Raw genomic sequence first — 21536 nt, 5'->3', positions numbered from 1 at the left:
GGAATCACAACGACAACTAACCAACCAGTTCAAACGTTTCTCTTTTAAATTTTCACGAAAATATTCGTGTAGTATTTTTTTCCGGATGCATCAGTTGTAACCGAAATCCCAAAATGGGTATAATTACCTTCAATATTTTCCTTATGTCCAGGACTTTCAAGCCATGCTTTTAGCGCAGCTTCAGAAGTTTTGTAGTTGTAAGCCACATTCTCGCCTACTTTTTTAGCACCCAATACATTGATAATATTGTTAGAACGAGCCGTAAAATCATTATGATTTACAACAGTATTGTCAATCATGTATTTGTTATGCTCTTCGCATTTATAAGAAATATGATTGTTTTTTTCTAATGCATTCAAACCAATACTTACTCGGTATTCGTTTATTAACTGCATCGTTTCCAGTTCAGAAGCATTGTAATTATAACTTGTAATTACCTGTCCTGTCGTAGTCACATCTTCATTTCCCTCGGCGCTGTCAGCAGAGCATGAGTTCATTGTGATTGACATCACAATGAACACCATGGCGCACATAATCTTTTTCATAATCATTGGTAGTTAAAAGTTCTAAAGTAGATGTTGGGGCAAATTCTTTATATTATGTGACAAATTGCTCTTAAAATTCTTACGCCAAACGTATTCAATTTATCGGTAAACTACAAAAATAATCGATGAAATACACTAATATTTTTAATTATAAAATAAAAATCTTACAAATTAAGAAGAAAGACGCTCAATCGTCCATGAAAAATCAGATTGGCTGGTATAACGAATTCTATCATGCAGTCTGTTAGGTCTTCCCTGCCAGAATTCGACTTGTAATGGCGTTACTAAATAACCTCCCCAATTATCAGGTCTTGGAATAGGTTTTCCTTCAAATTGAGTTTCAAGTTTTTTTAAATTTTCTTCTAAAAATGTTCTGGACGGAATAACTTCACTCTGATGTGAAACTATTGCTCCTAATTTGCTTCCGTCTGGTCTTGAATCAAAATAATTATCAGAAATAATTTCAGAAGTTTTTTGCGCAATTCCCTTAATAATCACCTGACGCTCTGCTTCCTGCCAGAAAAAAGACAAACAAACATTTGGATTCGTTTCAATGGCTTTTCCTTTTTCAGAATTATAATTAGTGTAGAATATAAATCCTTCTTCTGAAAATTTCTTCAATAAAACAACACGGGATTTTGGAAATCCGTCTAATCCAATAGTAGAAACCGTCATAGCATTTACTTCGCCGTTTCCGCCGAAATCTTCCACTTCATGAAACCAGCGATTAAAAAGATTAATTGGATCTTCAGGAATATTAGTTTCTAATAATTCACTTTTCTCGTAAGACTTTCTATAATTGCTTAAATCGTTCATGATTTATTATTTTAGATTGTTGATTTTTGTTTCAGGTTTCAGGTTTCAGGTTTGTCAGGATGACACTTTGCAGATGAGTAAAATCTTAGAAGCTTAGTATCTAAGAATCTTAGCACCTTAAAATTATAATTCAAAACTCAGTCCGTCATCTGCCAAAACCACATTCGGGAAAACAGTTTCGGCTTCTTCTTTAAAGCGTTCAATTCCGTCATAACGTGTAGAATAATGACCTAAAATTAACTGTTTTACATTGGCTTTTAAAGCAATATTAGCAGCTTCTTTTGCCGTTGAATGTAAAGTTTTCAGTGCCAAAGGAGCTTCAGATTCTAAAAACGTAGATTCATGATACAAAACATCTGCATTGGCAATAATAGGAATTACAGCTTCATTATAAACCGTGTCCGAACAAAAAGCATAACTTTTTGAAGGCGGAGGATCAAACGTAAGTTTTTCGTTTTCAATCACAGTTCCGTTATCAAGCGTAATATCGCTTCCATTTTTTATTTTCTGATAGTAAGCAACATGAATATCATAACTCTGAACAGCTTCAACATTTAGTTTTCTTTCATCTGGCTTTTCCTGAAAAAGATAACCATTTGTATAAACACGGTGTTTCAACGGAATTGTTCTGACAATAACACGTTTATCTTCAAAAATAACTTCACTTTCTTTTGATTCTAATTCGTGAAAAAACAAATCATAAGTCGTCCAGGATTCTGTCAATTTTAATTGAAGCAGAATTAATTCCTTAATTCCTTTTGGACCATAAATATGTAAATCGGTAGTTCTTCCCAGAAGAGAAAAAGTCGAAATTGTCCCAATTAATCCATACAAATGATCGCCATGAAGATGCGAAATAAAGATGTGATTAATTTTTGAAAATTTAATTTTATTTTTTCTAAGCTGTACCTGAGTTCCTTCACCACAGTCAATCAAAAACAATCGGTTCTTGATTTCTAAAACCTGCGCAGTGGGATTAGTAAATGTTCTGGGAGTTGCGGCATAACAGCCAAGTATGGTTAATTTCATTTTAGATTTTAGATTGTTGATTTTAAATTGATTGACTTCGGATTTAAGATTTATTCAGCATTCAAAATCTAAAATCTGAACTCTAAAATCTACAATTAAAACCCGAGGTCTCTTTCTATTTCTTCCATTTCGATAATATCGTGTGCTTCTAAAAGAGAAGGAACCACGACTAATTTATCTGAAACAGCATTAAAATCAAGATCAGAAGCTACGATTACAAACGATTTTTTTGCTTTTTTCTGAAGCTTTACAAGCGGTAAAAAAACTTTCAAATCCTTTTCCGTCAATTCAGAATCTGACGATAAATCGATTATAATATTATGTTTTTCAAAGGTTTTAAACTGTTGCGTCACTTTCTCTACAAAGCCATTAAAATCGCCTTGCGTGTCCTTTATCGTTACGGTATGTCCTTTTTGATCTACTTTCATTTTATAATTTGTGGGGCTTATATAAAAATTGATTTTTCAGAGCGCTAAGGTACGAAGTTTTTTGTTTGTTGTTTCAAGTTTTAGGTTTCAGGGTTTCAAGTTTGTCAGGCTGGGCGATCCCGAGGCTTCGGGAGAAGCCTTCGTCATGTAAAAGCCTTTCGACTTCGCTCAGGGTGACATTTGAATATTCACGTTCCAAAACTTGAAACTTTAAACATGAAACTTTTAACTATTGTATTTTAGAAGCCAAAAGATAAATAACCGCCATTCTAATTGCAACACCATTCTCTACCTGATTTAAAATCACGGAATGATCAGAATCAGCAACTTCAGATGTAATCTCTACTCCTCTGTTAATTGGTCCCGGGTGCATGATTACGATTTCTTTATTAAGAGAATCCAAAAGCGGTTTATCCACTCCATATTGCTGTGCGTATTCACGTGTTGACGGGAAGAAGTTTACATCCATACGTTCGTTTTGTACACGAAGCATGTTCGCAACATCACACCATTCTAAGGCTTTGCGTAAATTGGGTTCAACCGTAACACCAAGTGATTCAATATATCTCGGAATCAGCGTTTTTGGTCCGCAGACTTTTACTTCTGCGCCCTGCATCTGCAAAGCATATATATTAGATAAGGCAACTCTTGAATGTAGAATATCACCTACAATGACTACTTTTTTTCCGGCTACATCGCCCAGTTTTTCTCTGATAGAATAACTGTCTAATAAAGCCTGAGTTGGGTGTTCGTGCGCTCCGTCTCCAGCGTTTACGATACTTGCTTTGACATTTTTAGATAAAAAATAAGCCGCTCCGGGATTAGAGTGGCGCATTACAACCATATCAACTTTCATCGAAAGGATATTATTTACAGTATCAATCAGGGTTTCTCCTTTTTTTACCGATGACTGAGCTGCAGAAAAACTGATCACATCAGCAGATAAACGTTTCTGCGCTAATTCAAAGGAAAGTTTTGTTCTCGTACTGTTTTCGAAGAAAATATTGGCAATGGTAATATCTCGTAATGAAGGAACTTTTTTAATGGGTCTGTTAATGACTTCTTTAAAATGATCTGCCGTTTCAAAAATCAGGTTAATATCATTCTCGTTGATATATTTTATTCCTAATAAATGATTTACGCTTAATTCTTTCATTTTTATTTCTTTAATATTATTTGTCAAATTCCTGAATTCCTAAAATATTCAGTGCTTCTTTAAAGAGCAGCTACTCTATTGAATCATTCTGTCTACCACCTCACTATAATCTTGCAGATCTCTTGCATCTTCATCAAAAATTTTCTGCCATCTAAAACCCGGAATTTCAATTTTTGTTCGTGCAGAGCCATCCCATTTTATTTTGAAATCGTTATTTATTAAAACTTCCGCAACTCGTTTACCAACTTCAATGGTTGTTGCTTCATCAGAATTATCAACTTTTTGAAAAGCGATATACAAACTTGGATCTTCAATAGCAATTGCTCTTGCTAAATCTTGTTCGTGATAAAAACAATAACCGTCAGACACAACTTCATTTTCCTGAAGTTCTCTCTCAACCTCAACCACTTCGTATTCGCCGTCGCTTGTAGTGTAACCCGCATTGTGAAGCGCTACTATGTTTTCATCAGCTAATTCATCAAACGCATTTATAAGTCTTTCAGTATCTGTTGGGCTTTTCCATTGTTTACTTTCCTCAAGTAACTTTTGGTGTTCTTGGTCGATTTTCTCAAAAGCCCATTCTTCAGAAATTTCATCTTCAAACTCATTATCTTCAATTTCTTCTATGATATTTTCTTTGATTTCATCAATAGAAAGAAATCCCATTCTTATCTGATTAAAAATTGATTCAAAAATAAACTCTTCGTTTTCTGTCATGATTATATTTTCAATTCTTTATAATGGTTAATCGGTTATTCGCTGAACCGTTTAATCGACACTTTCCGATTAAACAAATTAACAGTTAAACGATTAAACAGTTTTAATGATTAAACTAATTTGTCACTAAGTGAACAACATCTTCACCATCATTTTCTTTCCAGCTCACTATTACTTTTTCGCCATTAATAGCATCTACCTGACGACCTCTGTAATCGGGTTGAATTGGTAAATGACGGCTGAAACGTCTGTCTATCAAAACCAATAATTCAATTTCTGAAGGTCTTCCAAAAGATTGAATGGCAGTTAAAGCAGAACGAATGCTTCTTCCTGTAAACAAAACGTCATCGATAAAAATAACTTTTTTGTCTTCGACTATAAAATTGATTTGAGTTTTATTGGCTTCAAGCGGTTTATCAGTACGACGGAAATCATCTCTAAAAAAAGTGATGTCCAGATATCCTAAAGAAATTTCAGGAACCTTGTATTCGTTTTCTAATAATTGTTTTAAACGTTCAGCTAAATAAACACCTCTTGGCTGAATTCCCACTAAAATAGTATCAGTAAAATCAAGATGTTTTTCGATTAACTGACAAGCCAAACGATGGAGTATGATAGTAACTTCTTTTGAATTAAGTAATACTTTTTGGCTCATAAGTAATTGTAATGTTTGGTTGGGCAAATATACGGAATCTGATTTTATTTGTTGGGGTGTTGGGGTTGGAAAATATTTTATTATCTATTTCTAAAACTTTTTTAAATATCAAGAAATATATTACATTTTAAAGCTAAAAATCTATATTTTAGCGAAATACCAAAAACTAACTTATTAAACCATGGAAACAACCTCTATTAAAAATATTAGAACTATTCGTGATGAAATTCGAGATAAAATCAAAACTGCACCAATTCAAGAAAACAAAGACAATACATATGGAAGTGAAAATGAATACACGTACAAAGGACTTATTATAGGAATTGAAAATCTTCTTATTGATATTACAACTTTAGCAAAATCTCCAAATAAATTCTTAGCGCTTTCAACCTATTCAGAAAGAAGCACAATTCATAGTTATTTAGACGCAATAAATACATATTTTCAAACCCCAAACAATTATATACCTCAATTCGAAGCTTTAAAAATACTATTGAGAAGCTTTAATATTAGAAATACAACTGAACGCCAAATAGAATTCGAACAAGAAATTGGAAATATTTCCCGACTAAAAATTGAAGCTCAAGAAAATTTAGAATTAATAAAAACTACTAAAGAAAATATTGAATCTGATAACGAAACGATAAATGAAAATATTAATTCCTCAAAAGAAAAATTAGAAGAAATTGAAAATGAATTAGAAATAATATTAAAACGAAGAGATGAATTAATTTCAGAATCAGAAAAGATAAAATTTTATAATAACGAACTTTCAGTTGCAAGAGCGGCGGCAAATAAAAATTTACAAGCAATAACTTTATCCACTAATGAAAGTAAATCAAATGAAAAGTTAATTACATCTTTTGCAAACAAAGTTCAAGATCGAGAGAAAAAACTAACTGAATTAGAATTTGCTACAGAAGAAAACTCTAAAAAATTAGCAGAATATGAATCAGAAAGAGAAAACATAATTAACGAAGCTAAAGATTTAATTGATTCTGCTAAACAGGCCTTAAACTACAAAACAGCTGAAGGAATTAGCGCTTCATTTCAGGTACAATATAATAAAGCTAACAATAAATGGATTTTTGGAAGCTGGATAACTGGAGCTATTTTATGTTTAATCACATCAATATCCATAGGAATTTGGATAGTAACAGAAATCACCGATGATACTTTTATTTTTATTGCAAGAGTTTCGCTGTTACCATTTCCAATTATTGGAGCTATTTTTTGTGCAAATCAATATATTAGACAAAAAAACATAATTGAAGATTATGCTTATAAAATGGTACTTGCTAAATCTATCGTTGGTTTTTCTGAGCAACTCAAAAAGAATTGTAGTGAAGATAATGCAGAATACATTCACTATATAAAAACGGCATTGGAAGAAATCCACAAAGATCCTCTAAGAAAAAGAGTGTCAACAGAAAGTTCAAAATCTGGAAATCCAAATTTAATTCAAATTGGAGATTTAGTAGAAAAACTTTCGAAAGCTATTAGGCCATAAAAAATAAATACAAGCAATAATCCTAAAACATTTCCAAAAAATTCTATAACAAATTTTCAAGATTCCTGAAGTAATTTTAATATTGAATTTAAAAACTCAACATCATGCAAAATAAAATACTAAGATTGTTAATGGTATTCGTTATACTATTTTCATTTACAAGCTGCGAACTAGTAGGAGACATTTTTAAAGCCGGAATGGGATTCGGGATTTTCATCGTAATCTTTATTGTTGCGATTATTATCTGGATCTTTGCTAAGATATTCGGCAAGAAATAAGACATAAAAAAATCCCCGTTATGAGAATAACGGGGATTTTTTTCCACTTTAAGAAAAAATCATTTTATTAACTTCAAAGATTATTCTTTCTTTAAGCCATTCTCGTTCATCAACAGTTAATTCTTCTAAAATATTATCATTATTTTCATTAAAACTAACAATCACATCTTGATAAAATTCTGTTTTGATTTCTTCAATCCTCAATTGATCATTTAAATTTAAACTTCCTATTTTTGAAATAGCACTCTTTAAACGATTATCTGTTATGTAATTTCTCAATTCATCCATCATAAATGACAAACTTTCTGTCTTTGAAGACAAATTAGAAACAAAGGACCATTTTTCTGCTTGATGAAACTTTTTTTCTTCGTCAAACTCTTCATTTTTCAGCTTTATTATTGGTCGCGCAATTTTGATATCCAGATCCATATTATAAGGTTTAATCACTATTCCTTCAATAAGATTATCTTTAATTTCAGGCAGATTTAATGCTTTAGGGATTGATGAATTTATCCTTTTATTAAAATTGACAGCTTCGTTTAATTTCCCAATAAAGAGCGGTTTTGCGTGAAATATTTCAAACTCTTCAAATAAGTCCAAAGATGTTTTATAATCAAGATAATACTTGGTTTTCCCTTCTACTTCTACAGCAATATCAAATGCGTAAAACTCAATTGTTGGCGAATAATATACGCCTGTTTGAATAGCATTTACTTTTTCTTCAATGGATACATCTACATGAGGGTATTTACCTCCAAAAAGTTCTCCATAAACAATCAATTTTGAGGCTTTAGTTTGTGTACTCAACTTTTCGAAAAGTCTGAGGATTTTATCTTCCAATTTATTTACCACAAGCTGGTACCCAAAAAAGTCATCTTTCCAGGATAAATATTCTTTGCGTTTAGCAAATTTTAAATTATTCTTTTCGTAAACAAAACTGAAATTTGCACCGTGCACTTTTTCTGTCACAACCCATTTATATTTCTCCAATTTAGAGAAATCATTACTTTCAAGCCCAAGTTTTTTAAGAGTATCAGGCATTTTCTCATATTCAGAAAGCATACTTTATTTTTTTAAAGATGCAAATGTAAGAAAATAAATACTTTTTAAAACATGGATTAAAGACATTTTAAATCCGAAATGGGATTCAGGATATTTATTGCAATTTTATTAATGATCATCATTATGTAATCCTTGGAAAACTCTCCAAAAGTATGACGCAAAAAAAATCCCAAATTCTATTTAATTGGAATTTGGGATTTTTAATATTGTAATTAAAGATTAAAGATTGTACATCTTTTTTCTTTGTTCCTGAATTTTTTCATCATCAAGATATTCATCAAATGTCATGTAACGATCAATAACTCCGTTTGGTGTCAATTCTACGATTCTGTTACCTACAGTTTGTGCAAACTCATGGTCATGTGTTGTAAAAATTACAGAACCTTTAAAGTTTTTCAATGAGTTGTTGAAAGCCGTAATAGACTCCAAATCTAAGTGATTTGTTGGCTCATCAAGCATTAAAACATTAGCACGCTCCATCATCATTCTGGAAAGCATACAACGTACTTTTTCTCCCCCAGATAAAACTCTGGATGTTTTTAAAGCTTCTTCTCCAGAGAAAATCATTTTCCCTAAGAAACCTCTAATAAATACCTCATCTCGTTCTTCTTCAGTTTTAGCGTATTGACGTAACCAGTCTACTAAAGTTAAGTCATTTTCGAAAAAAGAATGGTTTTCAGCAGGAAGATACGCTTGGTTTGTTGTAATACCCCAATCAAAAGTTCCAGAATCTGCTTGCTGGTTTCCGTTTAAGATTTCGTAGAAAGCAGTTGTAGCACGTGAATCTTTAGAGAAAAGAACAATCTTATCTCCTTTTGCCATATTTAAATGAACATCTTTAAATAAAAGTTCACCATCTACAGAAGCAGATAAGTGTTCTACATTTAAAATCTGATCTCCGGCTTCACGATCCTGATCAAAAATAATCGCAGGGTAACGACGACTTGAAGGTTTGATTTCAGAAATATTCAATTTCGAAATCATTTTTTTACGAGAAGTTGCTTGTTTCGATTTCGCAACGTTTGCACTAAAACGACGAATAAATTCTTCCAACTCTTGTTTCTTCTCTTCTGCTTTTTTGTTTTGCTGTGCACGTTGTTTTGCCGCTAATTGGCTAGACTCGTACCAGAACGTATAGTTTCCTGAGTAATGATTGATTTTTCCGAAATCAATATCAGAAATATGTGTACAAACTGCATCTAAAAAGTGACGGTCGTGAGATACAACGATTACTGTATTTTCATAGTTTGCTAAGAAGTTTTCTAACCAAGCGATTGTCTCGAAATCCAAATCGTTGGTAGGCTCATCCATAATAAGCAAATCAGGATTTCCGAAAAGTGCCTGTGCTAAAAGCACACGAACTTTAATTTTTCCCTCCAAATCACTCATTGTGGTATAATGATGTTCTTCGTTAATTCCTAAGTTAGACAACATTGCCGCAGCGTCAGAATCAGCATTCCATCCGTTCATTTCTTCAAACTGAACCTGAAGCTCCCCTATTCTGTCTGCATTTTTATCGTTGTAGTCTAAATAAAGTTCATCCATTTCTTTTTTAACAGCATACAAAACTTTATTTCCCATTAAAACGGTTTCCAAAACGGTATGCTCATCAAACAAATTATGGTTTTGCGTTAAAACCGACATACGTTTTCCCGGCTCTAAATGAATGTGCCCAGAAGTTGGGTCCATATCACCTGAAATAATTTTTAGAAATGTAGATTTTCCAGCACCATTGGCTCCAATAACGCCGTAAATATTTCCGTGAGTGAATGTGGTATTTACTTCGTCAAACAAAATTCGTTTGCCAAATTGAACTGATAAATTATTGACTGTTAACATGAATGTCTTTTTAATTAATTTGGTGCAAAAGTACGGAAAAAGGTTTAATTTTTTTCACCATATAAGTGATATAAGTTTATTAAAGCTAAACTTATAATTTACGGTAATTGATTTCCAATATATAAGTGATATGAGTTTATTTAAATCAAACTTATAATCTCTTATATGAACTTATATGGTTTCAAAATTCTACAGCTTACTTTCTTTTGCCAAAGCTACTTCTAAGCTTTCAAAATTGGGCAGGACTTTAGAAATTAATCCTTCTTTATTTAGAATAAAATGTGTTGGGAATGAATTCAGTTGTAAAGCTTCATTCATATAGTCTTTCATATTTGGAATTACAAAATACGAAAGGGGTTTTCTGGCTAAGAATGTTTTTAATTGTTCCGGTGAATCTTCGGCTAAACTTATAAAGAGAATATCTTTGCGGTCCTTGTATTCCTCAGTTAGTTTATTTACCTGAGGAAATTCTCTTATGCATGGCGTACAGTGAATATACCAGCATTTTATTACGATGATTTTTCCTTTCATGGATTCGTTGGTAATCAGATTTCCTTCTAAATCTTGAAACGAGAATTGCGGAAAAGCCGTTCCTTCCATTTTGTAGTTTTTAAGAGCATCAAAACCAATTTGGTTGATCGTTGCTTTTATACTAGTATCTGATTTTGGCTGAATTTTAAAGAGTTTATAATAGTAAACTGAATCGTCAGATTTTAATCGGATTGGGATGAAATTTCCGTTTGCTAATTTATCCAGAAAAGCTTCTTTTGAAATTTCTTTTGAAGATGCGTCTAGAGCTGTAAAATCTCTGGAAAGCATTATTTTTTTATTGTAAGTAGACCAATCTTGGAAAGTTTTTTGAATTTGAATGGGATCAACTTCAGGATTTCCAAATTTATTTTGAGCAAAAGAAAAAGTGAAAAATAAAAATGTGATTATGATGATGATTGATTTTTTCATGAAATTTTACGAAGTAATTATGGAATCAAAAGTACGTTTTTTTTTAACCGCAAAGAACGAAAAAGGTTTTTCGCAAAGCTGACAAATTTTAATTTCTGTTTTTATCATCTTGACGTAAGAAGAGATTACACACAAAACAAAGCTGACTTCAGTCATATTTTAAATTTATATTTTGGAATTTAATTTTCTAATGATTTTTTAATATTGGAATTTGGAATTTCAACAAAATGGAATTTACTTTTAAAAAAAGTACGTATATTAGCGTCTTCGTTATAGATGAATATACGTAAAAATCCAGAATCTAAATTAAGTAAATTATGAGTAATATCATTCGTGTAGTATTAGCAGATGACCATGTTTTTGTTAGAGACGGAATCAAATCTTTACTGGAAAACGAAGCAAATATTGAGGTTGTCGGCGAAGCAATCGATGGTGCCGACGCACTTGATGTTGTGGCCGAAACAAAACCCGATTTACTTATAGCCGATATTCGTATGCCAAACTTAACAGGTATCGAACTAGTAGAAAAACTTAGAAGTGAAAACAATGATGTAAAAATTATTATGCTGTCTATGCACGAATCGGAAGAATATGTTTTGAAATCTATAAAAGCCGGTGCAGACGGATATTTACTTAAAGGATCTTCTAAAGAAGAATTTTTAAAAGCACTTCATACGGTTTCTGCTGGCGGAAAATACTTCAGCGGCGATATTTCTTCTATCTTAATTGGTCAATTGACAAATCCGTCTAATTCATTAGAACCTAAGCAAAACTTAAGTGACGAAATGATGATTACCAAAAGAGAAAAAGAAATCCTTACGCTGCTATTATCCGGAAAAGGAAACAAGGAAATCGCCGAAGCTCTTGACATCAGCAAACGAACTGCCGAAGTTCACCGTTTTAACCTGATGAAAAAACTGAAAGTAAAAAACTTAATGGAACTTTCTAATAAAGCAACTGAGTATTCTTTGATTTAAAATTAAGTATAAATACTTAATTATTTTTCAAAAACTGCGTTTTAGCATCTTTTAACTAAGTTATAGTACTTATTTTTACATAAAAATATAAGTGCTATGAAAACTACAAACTCATTATCTCAATCACACAAAATTTTATTTTTGAACACATTGGCATTTACAGTGTGTTTTGCCTGCTGGACATTAAACGGGGTTTTAGTAACCTTTTTAGTCGATAACGGAATTTTCCATTGGAGCGTTGTTCAGGTAGGATGGCTTTTAGGAATTCCTATTTTAACGGGTTCCATTATGCGTCTGCCAATTGGAATCCTGACAGATAAATTTGGAGGAAAATATGTTTTTTCTCTTTTACTTCTCCTAAGCTCAATTCCATTATTTCTCCTTCCCTACGCCGACAGCTTTTTTATGTTTGCCTTACTTAGTTTCTTCTTCGGAATGGTCGGAACAAGTTTCGCAGTCGGAATTGGTTATACTTCAATATGGTATCCAAAAGAATGGCAGGGTCGAGCTTTAGGCATTTTCGGAATGGGAAATGCCGGAGCAGCTATTACAACCTTTTTAGCTCCTTCCCTATTAAATCATTTTTCAATTGATGATCCGCAAAACGGCTGGAAAATACTTCCTGTTATTTACGCTGTTTCTTTAGTCACAATAGGTATTGCTTTTTTGATTTTCACTGAAAATAAAAAAGTGGAAAACAATACTAAAACCGTTTCTCAAATGCTTATACCACTAAAATCTGCACGAGTATGGCGTTTTGGAGCGTATTATTTCTTAGTATTTGGCTGTTTTGTCGCTTATTCGCAATGGCTTCTTCCTAATTTCATGAATGTGTATCAAACCAGTTTAGTAATGGGCGGTTTATTTGCTACTATGTTCAGCCTTCCATCTGGTGTAATTAGAGCCTTTGGCGGTTATTTGTCAGATAAATTTGGTGCTAGGAAAGTGATGTACTGGGTTTTAGGTTCTTCTGTAATCTTAAGTGCTTTCCTAATGATTCCGAAAATGGAAATCACCACAGCCGGCCCCGGAATATTAGCAGCAAAAAAAGGAGTTGTAAATGAAATCAACGATAAAACCGTTAAAGTTGGTGATAAAGAATATCCAATTATGCAAAAGGCTTCTGTAATAGATGAAAATGCTATTTTTCCAACTACCTCAAGCTGGCAGAATATTGTGGTTGCCCAAAATCAAAATGTAGCAAAAAAAGAACTAATTGCCAAAGGCGTAACAGTTATTAAATTTGATGCCAATATGTGGGTTTTCCTTATTCTGGTAATTCTAATTGGAATTTCATGGGGAATTGGAAAAGCGGCCGTTTACAAACACATTCCCGAATATTTTCCAAATGAAGTTGGTGTTGTAGGCGGAATGGTTGGAATGATTGGTGGTTTAGGAGGTTTCTTTGGTCCAATTATATTTGGATATTTATTAACTGCAACCGGAATCTGGTCAAGTTCATGGATTTTTATACTGCTTTTTTCTACTGGTTGTTTAGTCTGGATGCATTACACCATTTTAAAAATTAAAAACAAAAAACAACTTGTTGATAAAAAGACAATTGAGTTACAACAGATTAAACCAATATTAGAAAATTATTAGAAATATGACTGTAATCATAGTATTCTACAGCTTTTTCTTATAATTTTACCCCGATAAAAACATAGCAATTTTATGAAAAAATTAAAATTAATTTTAATTCTGATAGTAGGATTAAGTTTTGAAATCCAGGCTCAGGAATTAGATGTAAATCTGCAGATCAGGCCTCGTTTTGAATACAGAAACGGTTACAAACAACTTTTACAGCAAGGTCAAAAAGGAACGTCACAAATCTCACAGCGTTCACGTTTAAACTTCAATTACAAACAAGAGGATTTAATTGTTAAATTAACTTTACAAAACACCAGAACATGGGGCGATGTTGCACCAACAGCTGTTGCAGATAAAAACGGGGTTGCTGTTTTTGAAGCTTGGGCACAATATAATTTTACCGAAAAATGGAGCGCCAGAATGGGACGTCAGGTTTTGTCATATGACAATCAGCGTATTTTAGGAGAAATGGATTGGGCACAGCAAGGACAAAGTCACGACGCTCTTACAGTTTCTTATCAAACTGAAAAACAAAAATTAGATTTTGGAGGTGCTTATAATTCTACAGCCGAAAATACTTTACAAACACCTTATACGGTTGCTAATTATAAAGCGCTGCAATATGCATGGTACCATAATCAATTTAGCAACGATTTTGGTTTAAGCTTTCTAGTATTAAACACAGGTTACGAATATGCTAATACAGATGCTAAATTATTAGTAGACTACAAACAAACTTTTGGACCTTACCTAACCTACAAAACAAGCAAAATAGACAGTAATTTTTGGGCATATGGACAAACCGGAAAAAGTACAGATTTGCAAGTAAGTGCATGGAATGCCGCAGCAAATTTTAATTACAGCATAACTGAATCTTTTAAAGCTGGTTTAGGTTACGAATTTTTATCAGGAAAAGCATCAAACGACGGAAGCACAGTAATTAAATCCTTCAACCCGATATTTGGAACTAACCACGGTTTTAATGGTTATATGGATTATTTTTATGTTGGAAATCACTTAAACAATGTGGGTTTACAAGATGCTTTTATCAAATTAAACTACAATGTAAACAAATGGCAGTTTACTTTGAGTCCGCATATATTTTTATCGGCTGCTGATGTAGTTACTCCATTAAACGAAAAATTAGATTCGTATTTAGGAACTGAAATTGATGCTGCTTTTGGTTATAATTTCAAAAAAGACATTACCGTTACCGGAGGATACTCTCAAATGTTTGGTTCTAAAACTATGGAATTTATTAAAAATGGAGATGCGGGTCATACCAACAATTGGGCTTGGTTAATGATATCCGTAAATCCTAGAATTTTCACTTATAAAAAATAACGAAATTTTTAAACCTTGAAATTTTACAACTGCTTTTTTTCTACTTGAAAAAGGGCAGTTTTTTTTTATAATATAATATCAAAAAATATCATAATTTAGGTTTCATTATAATTCAAAATTAATAATCATTTAATTAAAACCAATTTTACAAAAAAGTACAAATCAGCAAATATGAAAAGATTAAAATATTCGTTTTTATTAGGATTAGCAACAAGCTTTTTTTTAACCGTATTCTTTTATTTTAAAGAAGACATTCCTCTAAATGTTCTATTTGTTGCTGCTGTATTTATACTTTTTTTAATAACGTTGATATCCTATTTTAAGATGTTTGCTCATATAAATAATGAAGAAATGGTTTTTAAAAAACTAAAAAATGTGATCTATTCCGGAAGAGCAAATCACTTTTTAAGCAATATTTCAGTTGGCGGAAATTTATCGTTAGCAGATAATCAACTGGTATTTCAAACCAATATTATTAACTTTCTTCAAAAACATGAATGCATAATTAATCTTGAAGATATCACTGCTGTAGAGTTTGAAAAAACTTTAGGAATCGCAAACAACGGATTATTAATAAAAACCAAGAATGGTAATGAACAATTTGTTGTTACAAAAAGAGAAATCTGGAAAAGTGAAATTGAAAAAAGAGTTAAAAATAGTACCTAAAATCTATTTAAAACCTTTATAAAATGAAAATCATAGCTTGGAATTGCAACATGGCATTCAGAAAAAAAGCAGAATTCATTCTAGCTTATAATCCTGATATTGTTGTAATTTCTGAGTGTGAAAATCCTGAAAAATTAAAATTTCCTGAAGATTCAAAGCGGCCAACAGACATTCTTTGGTACGGAAAAAATCCGCATAAAGGACTTGGCGTTTTTTCATATAGTGATTATCGGTTTCAATTATTAGATTGTCATAATCCAAACTTTAAAAATATTTTGCCAATAGCCGTTACTGGAGGAAAAGTTGATTTTACTCTATTTGCAATCTGGGCAAACAATCCACAAGACAAAGACGGACAATATGTAACTCAAGTTTGGAAAGCCATTAATTATTACGAAGATCTAATTAAAGAAACCAAAACTATTTTAATTGGAGATTTCAATAGTAATAGCATTTGGGACAAACCACGAAGAGAAGGAAATCATACGACTGTGGTAGACAAATTGGGCAAGAAAAATATATTTAGTACGTATCACAAATATTTTAATCAAATACAAGGTAAAGAAGCGCATCCAACCTTATATATGTATCGACACGAAAACAAGCCGTATCATCTGGATTATTGCTTTGCTTCAAATGATTTTATTGAAGCTCTGGAAAGTATTCAAATAGGAACTTATCAAGACTGGACTATGCTCAGCGACCACAAACCTTTAATAATTAAATTCAATATATAAATCATGAACAACTGGACTCAGCGATGGGACGACCGTTATAGCAGCGAAGAGTTTGCGTACGGCGAAGATCCCAACAATTATTTAAAACAACAATTAGAAAAACTAAATCCCGGCGCTATTCTTTTTCCTGCCGAAGGCGAAGGACGAAATGCCATTTTTGCAGCAAAATTAGACTGGAAAGTTTCTGCTTTTGATATTAGTGAAGAAGGAAAAAACAAGGCTTTAAAACTGGCAGAAGCGAATAATGTCACAATTAAATATCAGGTTGGCGAATTAGAAACGCTGGATTTTCAGAAAGATCAATTTGATGCGATTGCTTTAATTTACGCTCATTTTCCGGCAGAAATTAAATCGGCAATTCACAAACAGCTTGATAGATTATTACGTAAAAATGGAATTGTTATTTTTGAAGCTTTCAGCAAAAAACATTTAGAATATCTTGCTGTAAACGAAAAAGTAGGCGGTCCAAAAGATTTGGAATCTTTATTTTCTATAGAAGAAATCAAAGCTGATTTTCCTAATTATGAAATCATCGAATTAGAAGAAAAAGAAATCGAACTCAACGAAGGTATATTCCATAACGGAAAAGGTTCTGTAATTCGATTTATTGGCAGAAAAAAATAAGTATTTGTACGTAATATTTTTAACACATAGAAACATAGTTCAAAAATTGTCTAAAAGACATTCATCTGACAAAGCAAATCCCAATGCTTCGGGATTATGTGTAAAGATCTAGATTTTTAAAACCTCCTTTTCAACGATTTAAAGTTCTATTTTCTATGTGTTAGAAAGCCTAAAAATATTTATGTTCCATAATTTCAAAACGTAATTCTTCAACATCTAAAATCCCAATTCGTTTTCCAACCGTTTGAATAAGCGATTCTTTTTTAAGACTTGAAATAACACGTATTGCCTGCTCTTCTGTAGTTCCTGCAAAATCAGCGATTTCTTTTCGCGAAAGATCAATATCAATTAAACCATTGATTTGTCCAAATTTACGATGAATATAAAGCAATAAATCAATTACGCGTTCACGAACATTCATGTGCGCAATTTTACGAATATTGTTCTCACTTTTATTTAATTCATCGGCATAAAATAACATCAAAGCGTATGTAAACTCTGGAATCTGCTTTAAAATATCAAGCATGGTTTCATTGCTAAAATTACATAAAACCGTATCTTCCAGCGCATAAGCACCAATCAAATATTTTTTCCCCGTTCCAAATCCGCGAAAACCTATTGTATCTCCGTTTTTTGTGAGTCGAACGATTTGTTCACGTCCGTTTATTCCGGTTTTTACCGTTTTTACTTTTCCTTTACAAATAAAGTAAAGCCCTTGCAGAGGTGCACCTTCGGTAATAAATTGATCCGATTTTTTGCAGGCAATATTAAGCTTTTTAGAAACAAACTGGCTCATTTGCTCTAAATGCAGGTGTTTCTTGATAAAACAATTTTCATTGACACAAGAATAACAAACGGTTTGCTCTTCTTTCATGAGTCCAAATTTTATCGGATTAAAACTAAGTTGTTGTTGTTCATTTAATTTCATCAAAAATAAAAAAATAAATTTAAAAAATACGTATTTATACGTAAAAATACTTATTTTTGTATAAGTGATTTATCTAAATCCCTGCAGATTCAAGAAATAGTATCTAAAAAAGAACTGTAATGCAAAATACCAAAATCAAAACTACCTGTTCGTATTGTGGCGTTGGCTGCGGTATAATCGTAACCAACGATGCCAAAAATGGCGTAATGGTAGAAGGCGACAAAGATCATCCGGTTAATAAAGGAATGTTGTGTTCCAAAGGAATGAATTTGCATTATGTTGTCAATGATACTTCAGACAGGATTTTATATCCCGAAATGCGCGGCAGTAAATCCTACCCGCTTGAGCGCGTGAGCTGGGATACTGCACTGGATCGTGCCGCTGCTGTTTTTTCTTCCATCATAAAAAAACATGGGCCAGACAGCGTTGGATTTTATATTTCCGGACAATGTTTAACCGAGGAATATTATCTGGTAAACAAACTCGTAAAAGGCTTTTTAAAAACCAATAATATCGACACCAATTCCCGACTCTGCATGAGTTCTGCTGTTGTAGGTTATAAAAAAACTTTTGGCGAAGATTCTGTTCCAATCGCTTATGATGATATTGAACTTTCGGACACACTTTTAATTACTGGCGCAAATCCGGCTTGGTGTCATCCTATTTTATTTAGACGAATTGAAAAACACAAAGAAAAAAATCCGAAAACAAAAATAATCGTAATCGATCCAAGGCGGACAGATACAGCTGCTTTCGCCGATTTACATTTGCAGATTATTCCCGGATCAGACATTATTTTATATCATGCCATCGCCAAACGCATTATCGAAAAAGGTTATGTAGATCATGATTTCGTTAAAAATCACGCTGAAAATTTCAAACAATATAAAGATTTAGTTCTTAGTACTTCACTTGAGAAAGCTTCCAAACTCTGCGGTATTCCGGTAAACGATATTAAACTCGCGGCCGATATAATTGGAAAAGCAAAAGGCTTTCTTTCGTTTTGGGCAATGGGTTTAAATCAAAGTGCTGTTGGAGTAGATAAAAACACCGCTTTATTAAATTTATCTCTTTTAACGGGACAAATTGGAAAGCCAGGCTCCGGGCCTTTTTCTTTAACCGGACAACCCAACGCCATGGGCGGACGCGAAGTGGGCGGTATGGCAACGCTTTTAGCAGCCCACAAAGACATCGCAAACCCAACACATAGAAAAGAAGTAGCTGATTTTTGGGGTGTTGACGAACTTTCAGATCAACCGGGTTTAACGGCAACCGAAATGTTTGATGCTTTAGAATCTGGAAAAATGAAAGCTGTTTGGATTATCTGTACCAATCCGCTAGTGAGTTTACCCGATTCCCGAAGAATCGAAAAAGCGCTTCAAAACGCTAAATTCGTAGTCGTTCAGGATATTTCGCATAATGCCGATACAGCAAAATTTGCCGATTTACTTTTGCCTGCTGCAGGATGGTTAGAGAAAGAAGGAACGATGACCAACTCAGAGCGTCGCATTTCTTATCTTCCAAAAGGAATAAATGCGCCCGGAGAAGCACTTCCGGATATTGAAATTTTAATTCGTTTTGCTAAAAAAATGAATTTTCATGGATTCAATTTTAACAGCGCCGAAGAAATTTATAAAGAACATTGTGCGCTTACTAAAGGCACTAATATTGATATTTCTTTTTTAAACTATAATCGCTTAAGATCGGAAGGAACTTTTCAGTGGCCCGTTCCAGATTACGGACATCCGGGTACACCTCGTCTATTTACGGATAAAAAATTCTATACACCCTCACAAAAAGCCATTTTCAATTTACCAGCGGCAATTGAAAACACATCAGAACAGCCAACGCCGCAATTTCCGTTTATTTTAACAACCGGAAGAGTTCGCGATCAATGGCATACGATGACTAAAACGGGTAAAGTCTCCAGATTAATGACGCATACACCAAGTCCGGTTTTAGAAATTAATCCAATTGATGCTTTTAAAAACAATATTAAAAACGGCGATATTGTCATTGTTTCGAGTAAAAATGGCGAAGTTCGGGTAAAAGCAAAAGTTACGGATTCCATTAAAGAAAAAGTAGTTTTCCTGCCGATGCATTGGGGAAAGCAACTTGAAAATGATTTAAACCGAACCAACAATTTAACGAATACTGTTGTCGATCCAATTTCAAAAGAACCCGATTTTAAATTTACAACCGTTTCGATTACGAAATATGTAAAACCATTTCAGAAAATTGCGATTGTGGGTGCCGGAGCGGCTTCATTTAGGTTCATTCAAAACTACCGTGAATTCAATACAACCGATGAAATTATTGTTTTTTCGAATGAAATAAATCCATTTTACAATCGTGTTTTACTTCCCGAATATATGACGGGCGAATTTACTTGGGAACAGCTTTTAAAAGTAAAAGACGGCGAAGCTTTAAACAAGCTCAACATTACCATGAAGGCCGGAGTTGCCATCGATAAAATAGATACAGCCAATAAAATTATAAAAGACAGTTTGGGAGAAACGCATACTTTCGACTCGTTAATTTTAGCCACCGGAAGCCGTCCGTTTATTCCGGAAAACGCACAGCTTCATCTTCCCGGCCGATTTACGGTAAGACGAAAAGAAGATGCAGATCGTTTAAAGAAACATCTTGACAGCACTAATCTTCCGCCAGAAGAACAGCATGTTGTGATTATTGGAGGCGGATTATTAGGATTAGAGTTGGCCGCCGCTTTAAAACATAAAAAGGTAAAAACCACCATAATCCAAAGAGCTTCTCGTTTGATGGAACGTCAGCTGGATTTAATTTCCAGTAAATTATTAGCCGAAGAAGTACAGCTTCGTGATATACAGATTTATTTTGATAATGAAGTCAGCACCGTTTTTGAAACCGATAATCCAAACGAAATAGAGATTGCACTAAAAAGCGGCAGAATCATTACCGCAAATGCCATCGTGTATACTATAGGTACAATTCCAAATATAGAAATTGCCAGAGAAAGCGGTCTTTCCTGCGGACGCGGCGTAAAAGTAAATCAGTATTTACAAACCTCAAATCCAGATATTTTTGCGATTGGAGAAATAGCTGAATTCAACAATAAGTTATTTGGAATCACTTCTGCAGCAGAAGAACAGGCCGATATTCTGGCTAACTTTTTAGCGGGCGATATCAGCAGTTATTATAAAGGTTCGGTTTTAATGAACATATTAAAACTCGAAGATTTAAATCTTTGCAGTATTGGCGATATCGAAATTCCGGAAAACGATGATTCATTTGAAGAAATTGTCTTTTCAGATCTTAAAAAACGCTATTACAAAAAATGCATCGTAAAAGACGATTTGCTTGTAGGAGCTATTTTAATGGGCGATAAAAATGAGTTTGCCGAATTTAAAACGATGATCGAGAGCAAAATCGAATTATCAGACAAACGAAATTTATTATTAAGAGGAAGCTCAAGCGCAAAACCTGTTTTAGGAAAATTAGTCTGTTCCTGCAGTCAGGTTGGAGCCGGAAACATCGAAGAAACAATTAAAAGCGGGGTAAACAATTTTACCGATTTATGTAAAAATACCGGCGCTGGATTAGGCTGCGGCAGTTGTAAAACAGAAGTTAAAGAGATACTCGCTAAGTGTAAATAGTTTCTTTTGTTTCAAGTTTCAAGTTTCAAGTTGTTGGAAT

Annotated in this window: 20 protein-coding genes; 9 read left to right on the top strand and 11 right to left on the bottom strand. The window is 33.1% G+C overall.

The window, feature by feature from the left end; all coding sequences use genetic code 11:
* Window positions 1-44: 44 nt before the first annotated feature.
* From L1276_RS21150 to pyrR, 7 genes are all read right to left on the bottom strand, one after another.
* The gene (locus L1276_RS21150; protein WP_253791351.1) at window positions 45-545 is read right to left on the bottom strand and encodes a CAP domain-containing protein; all 501 of its coding nucleotides are present in this window, start codon (window positions 543-545) and stop codon (window positions 45-47) included.
* 171 nt (window positions 546-716) lie between these two features.
* Entirely contained in the window at window positions 717-1361 is a 645-nt protein-coding gene (gene pdxH, locus L1276_RS21145) for a pyridoxamine 5'-phosphate oxidase (protein WP_253791350.1), read from the bottom strand.
* Between the two features lie 123 nt (window positions 1362-1484).
* On the bottom strand, window positions 1485-2390 hold the full coding sequence (locus L1276_RS21140; protein WP_253791349.1) for a ribonuclease Z: 906 nt from the start codon (window positions 2388-2390) through the stop codon (window positions 1485-1487).
* A 95-nt stretch (window positions 2391-2485) separates the two neighbouring features.
* Complete coding sequence (locus L1276_RS21135) at window positions 2486-2818, bottom strand: ribonuclease Z (RefSeq protein ID WP_253791348.1); 333 nt, start codon at window positions 2816-2818, stop codon at window positions 2486-2488.
* Window positions 2819-3047: 229 nt separating this feature from the next.
* A complete protein-coding gene (locus tag L1276_RS21130; RefSeq protein WP_065449375.1) occupies window positions 3048-3974 on the bottom strand; it encodes an aspartate carbamoyltransferase catalytic subunit in 927 nt (308 codons plus the stop codon).
* A 75-nt stretch (window positions 3975-4049) separates the two neighbouring features.
* The gene (locus L1276_RS21125) at window positions 4050-4691 is read right to left on the bottom strand and encodes a hypothetical protein (RefSeq protein ID WP_253791346.1); all 642 of its coding nucleotides are present in this window, start codon (window positions 4689-4691) and stop codon (window positions 4050-4052) included.
* Between the two features lie 115 nt (window positions 4692-4806).
* Window positions 4807-5346, bottom strand: coding sequence for a bifunctional pyr operon transcriptional regulator/uracil phosphoribosyltransferase PyrR (pyrR, locus tag L1276_RS21120; RefSeq protein ID WP_253791344.1), 540 nt, complete (start codon window positions 5344-5346; stop codon window positions 4807-4809).
* A 181-nt stretch (window positions 5347-5527) separates the two neighbouring features.
* On the opposite strand from pyrR, the gene L1276_RS21115 reads away from it, so the two are divergent.
* On the top strand, window positions 5528-6856 hold the full coding sequence (locus L1276_RS21115; protein WP_253791342.1) for a hypothetical protein: 1329 nt from the start codon (window positions 5528-5530) through the stop codon (window positions 6854-6856).
* 104 nt (window positions 6857-6960) lie between these two features.
* A complete protein-coding gene (locus L1276_RS21110; RefSeq protein ID WP_253791340.1) occupies window positions 6961-7134 on the top strand; it encodes a hypothetical protein in 174 nt (57 codons plus the stop codon).
* A gap of 48 nt (window positions 7135-7182) precedes the next feature.
* Here L1276_RS21110 and L1276_RS21105 read toward each other — a convergent pair whose 3' ends face one another.
* From L1276_RS21105 to L1276_RS21095, 3 genes are all read right to left on the bottom strand, one after another.
* Window positions 7183-8196 carry an RNA ligase family protein gene (locus L1276_RS21105; RefSeq protein ID WP_253791338.1) on the bottom strand — a complete coding sequence of 338 codons (1014 nt, stop codon included), beginning with the start codon at window positions 8194-8196 and terminating at the stop codon, window positions 7183-7185.
* 219 nt (window positions 8197-8415) lie between these two features.
* Entirely contained in the window at window positions 8416-10035 is a 1620-nt protein-coding gene (locus tag L1276_RS21100; protein ID WP_253791337.1) for an ABC-F family ATP-binding cassette domain-containing protein, read from the bottom strand.
* A 189-nt stretch (window positions 10036-10224) separates the two neighbouring features.
* Window positions 10225-10995, bottom strand: a complete 771-nt coding sequence (locus tag L1276_RS21095; protein WP_253791336.1) for a TlpA disulfide reductase family protein — start codon at window positions 10993-10995, stop codon at window positions 10225-10227.
* Window positions 10996-11312: 317 nt separating this feature from the next.
* Between L1276_RS21095 and L1276_RS21090 the strand changes: the two genes are divergently transcribed.
* The 6 genes from L1276_RS21090 (at window position 11313) to L1276_RS21065 (ending at window position 16933) form a co-directional block, all read left to right on the top strand.
* On the top strand, window positions 11313-11972 hold the full coding sequence (locus L1276_RS21090; RefSeq protein ID WP_253791335.1) for a response regulator transcription factor: 660 nt from the start codon (window positions 11313-11315) through the stop codon (window positions 11970-11972).
* 96 nt (window positions 11973-12068) lie between these two features.
* Entirely contained in the window at window positions 12069-13574 is a 1506-nt protein-coding gene (locus L1276_RS21085) for a nitrate/nitrite transporter (protein WP_253791334.1), read from the top strand.
* Window positions 13575-13646: 72 nt separating this feature from the next.
* Entirely contained in the window at window positions 13647-14906 is a 1260-nt protein-coding gene (locus L1276_RS21080; RefSeq protein WP_253791333.1) for an alginate export family protein, read from the top strand.
* Between the two features lie 171 nt (window positions 14907-15077).
* Complete coding sequence (locus L1276_RS21075) at window positions 15078-15572, top strand: hypothetical protein (protein ID WP_253791332.1); 495 nt, start codon at window positions 15078-15080, stop codon at window positions 15570-15572.
* Window positions 15573-15595: 23 nt separating this feature from the next.
* The gene (locus tag L1276_RS21070; RefSeq protein WP_253791330.1) at window positions 15596-16309 is read left to right on the top strand and encodes an endonuclease/exonuclease/phosphatase family protein; all 714 of its coding nucleotides are present in this window, start codon (window positions 15596-15598) and stop codon (window positions 16307-16309) included.
* Between the two features lie 3 nt (window positions 16310-16312).
* Window positions 16313-16933 carry a bifunctional 2-polyprenyl-6-hydroxyphenol methylase/3-demethylubiquinol 3-O-methyltransferase UbiG gene (locus L1276_RS21065; RefSeq protein WP_253791328.1) on the top strand — a complete coding sequence of 207 codons (621 nt, stop codon included), beginning with the start codon at window positions 16313-16315 and terminating at the stop codon, window positions 16931-16933.
* A 169-nt stretch (window positions 16934-17102) separates the two neighbouring features.
* Here L1276_RS21065 and L1276_RS21060 read toward each other — a convergent pair whose 3' ends face one another.
* The gene (locus tag L1276_RS21060; protein ID WP_253791326.1) at window positions 17103-17807 is read right to left on the bottom strand and encodes a Crp/Fnr family transcriptional regulator; all 705 of its coding nucleotides are present in this window, start codon (window positions 17805-17807) and stop codon (window positions 17103-17105) included.
* Between the two features lie 173 nt (window positions 17808-17980).
* On the opposite strand from L1276_RS21060, the gene L1276_RS21055 reads away from it, so the two are divergent.
* Entirely contained in the window at window positions 17981-21496 is a 3516-nt protein-coding gene (locus L1276_RS21055) for a nitrate reductase (RefSeq protein WP_253791325.1), read from the top strand.
* The last annotated feature ends 40 nt before the right edge of the window (window positions 21497-21536 follow it).

The organism is Flavobacterium sp. HSC-32F16 (genome assembly GCF_024171645.1).
Taxonomy (GTDB): Bacteria; Bacteroidota; Bacteroidia; order Flavobacteriales; family Flavobacteriaceae; genus Flavobacterium.
This window is presented reverse-complemented; position numbering and strand designations above follow the sequence as displayed.

Coding starts and splice junctions, on each gene's coding strand:
- L1276_RS21150 (WP_253791351.1), bottom strand. CDS start 545: ATGAAAAAGATTATGTGCGCCATGGTGTTCATTGTGATGTCAATCACA.
- L1276_RS21085 (WP_253791334.1), top strand. CDS start 12,069: ATGAAAACTACAAACTCATTATCTCAATCACACAAAATTTTATTTTTG.
- L1276_RS21060 (WP_253791326.1), bottom strand. CDS start 17,807: ATGAAAGAAGAGCAAACCGTTTGTTATTCTTGTGTCAATGAAAATTGT.
- pyrR (WP_253791344.1), bottom strand. CDS start 5,346: ATGAGCCAAAAAGTATTACTTAATTCAAAAGAAGTTACTATCATACTC.
- L1276_RS21125 (WP_253791346.1), bottom strand. CDS start 4,691: ATGACAGAAAACGAAGAGTTTATTTTTGAATCAATTTTTAATCAGATA.
- L1276_RS21080 (WP_253791333.1), top strand. CDS start 13,647: ATGAAAAAATTAAAATTAATTTTAATTCTGATAGTAGGATTAAGTTTT.
- pdxH (WP_253791350.1), bottom strand. CDS start 1,361: ATGAACGATTTAAGCAATTATAGAAAGTCTTACGAGAAAAGTGAATTA.
- L1276_RS21070 (WP_253791330.1), top strand. CDS start 15,596: ATGAAAATCATAGCTTGGAATTGCAACATGGCATTCAGAAAAAAAGCA.
- L1276_RS21105 (WP_253791338.1), bottom strand. CDS start 8,196: ATGCTTTCTGAATATGAGAAAATGCCTGATACTCTTAAAAAACTTGGG.
- L1276_RS21090 (WP_253791335.1), top strand. CDS start 11,313: ATGAGTAATATCATTCGTGTAGTATTAGCAGATGACCATGTTTTTGTT.
- L1276_RS21130 (WP_065449375.1), bottom strand. CDS start 3,974: ATGAAAGAATTAAGCGTAAATCATTTATTAGGAATAAAATATATCAAC.
- L1276_RS21095 (WP_253791336.1), bottom strand. CDS start 10,995: ATGAAAAAATCAATCATCATCATAATCACATTTTTATTTTTCACTTTT.
- L1276_RS21055 (WP_253791325.1), top strand. CDS start 17,981: ATGCAAAATACCAAAATCAAAACTACCTGTTCGTATTGTGGCGTTGGC.
- L1276_RS21115 (WP_253791342.1), top strand. CDS start 5,528: ATGGAAACAACCTCTATTAAAAATATTAGAACTATTCGTGATGAAATT.
- L1276_RS21110 (WP_253791340.1), top strand. CDS start 6,961: ATGCAAAATAAAATACTAAGATTGTTAATGGTATTCGTTATACTATTT.
- L1276_RS21140 (WP_253791349.1), bottom strand. CDS start 2,390: ATGAAATTAACCATACTTGGCTGTTATGCCGCAACTCCCAGAACATTT.
- L1276_RS21100 (WP_253791337.1), bottom strand. CDS start 10,035: ATGTTAACAGTCAATAATTTATCAGTTCAATTTGGCAAACGAATTTTG.
- L1276_RS21135 (WP_253791348.1), bottom strand. CDS start 2,818: ATGAAAGTAGATCAAAAAGGACATACCGTAACGATAAAGGACACGCAA.
- L1276_RS21065 (WP_253791328.1), top strand. CDS start 16,313: ATGAACAACTGGACTCAGCGATGGGACGACCGTTATAGCAGCGAAGAG.
- L1276_RS21075 (WP_253791332.1), top strand. CDS start 15,078: ATGAAAAGATTAAAATATTCGTTTTTATTAGGATTAGCAACAAGCTTT.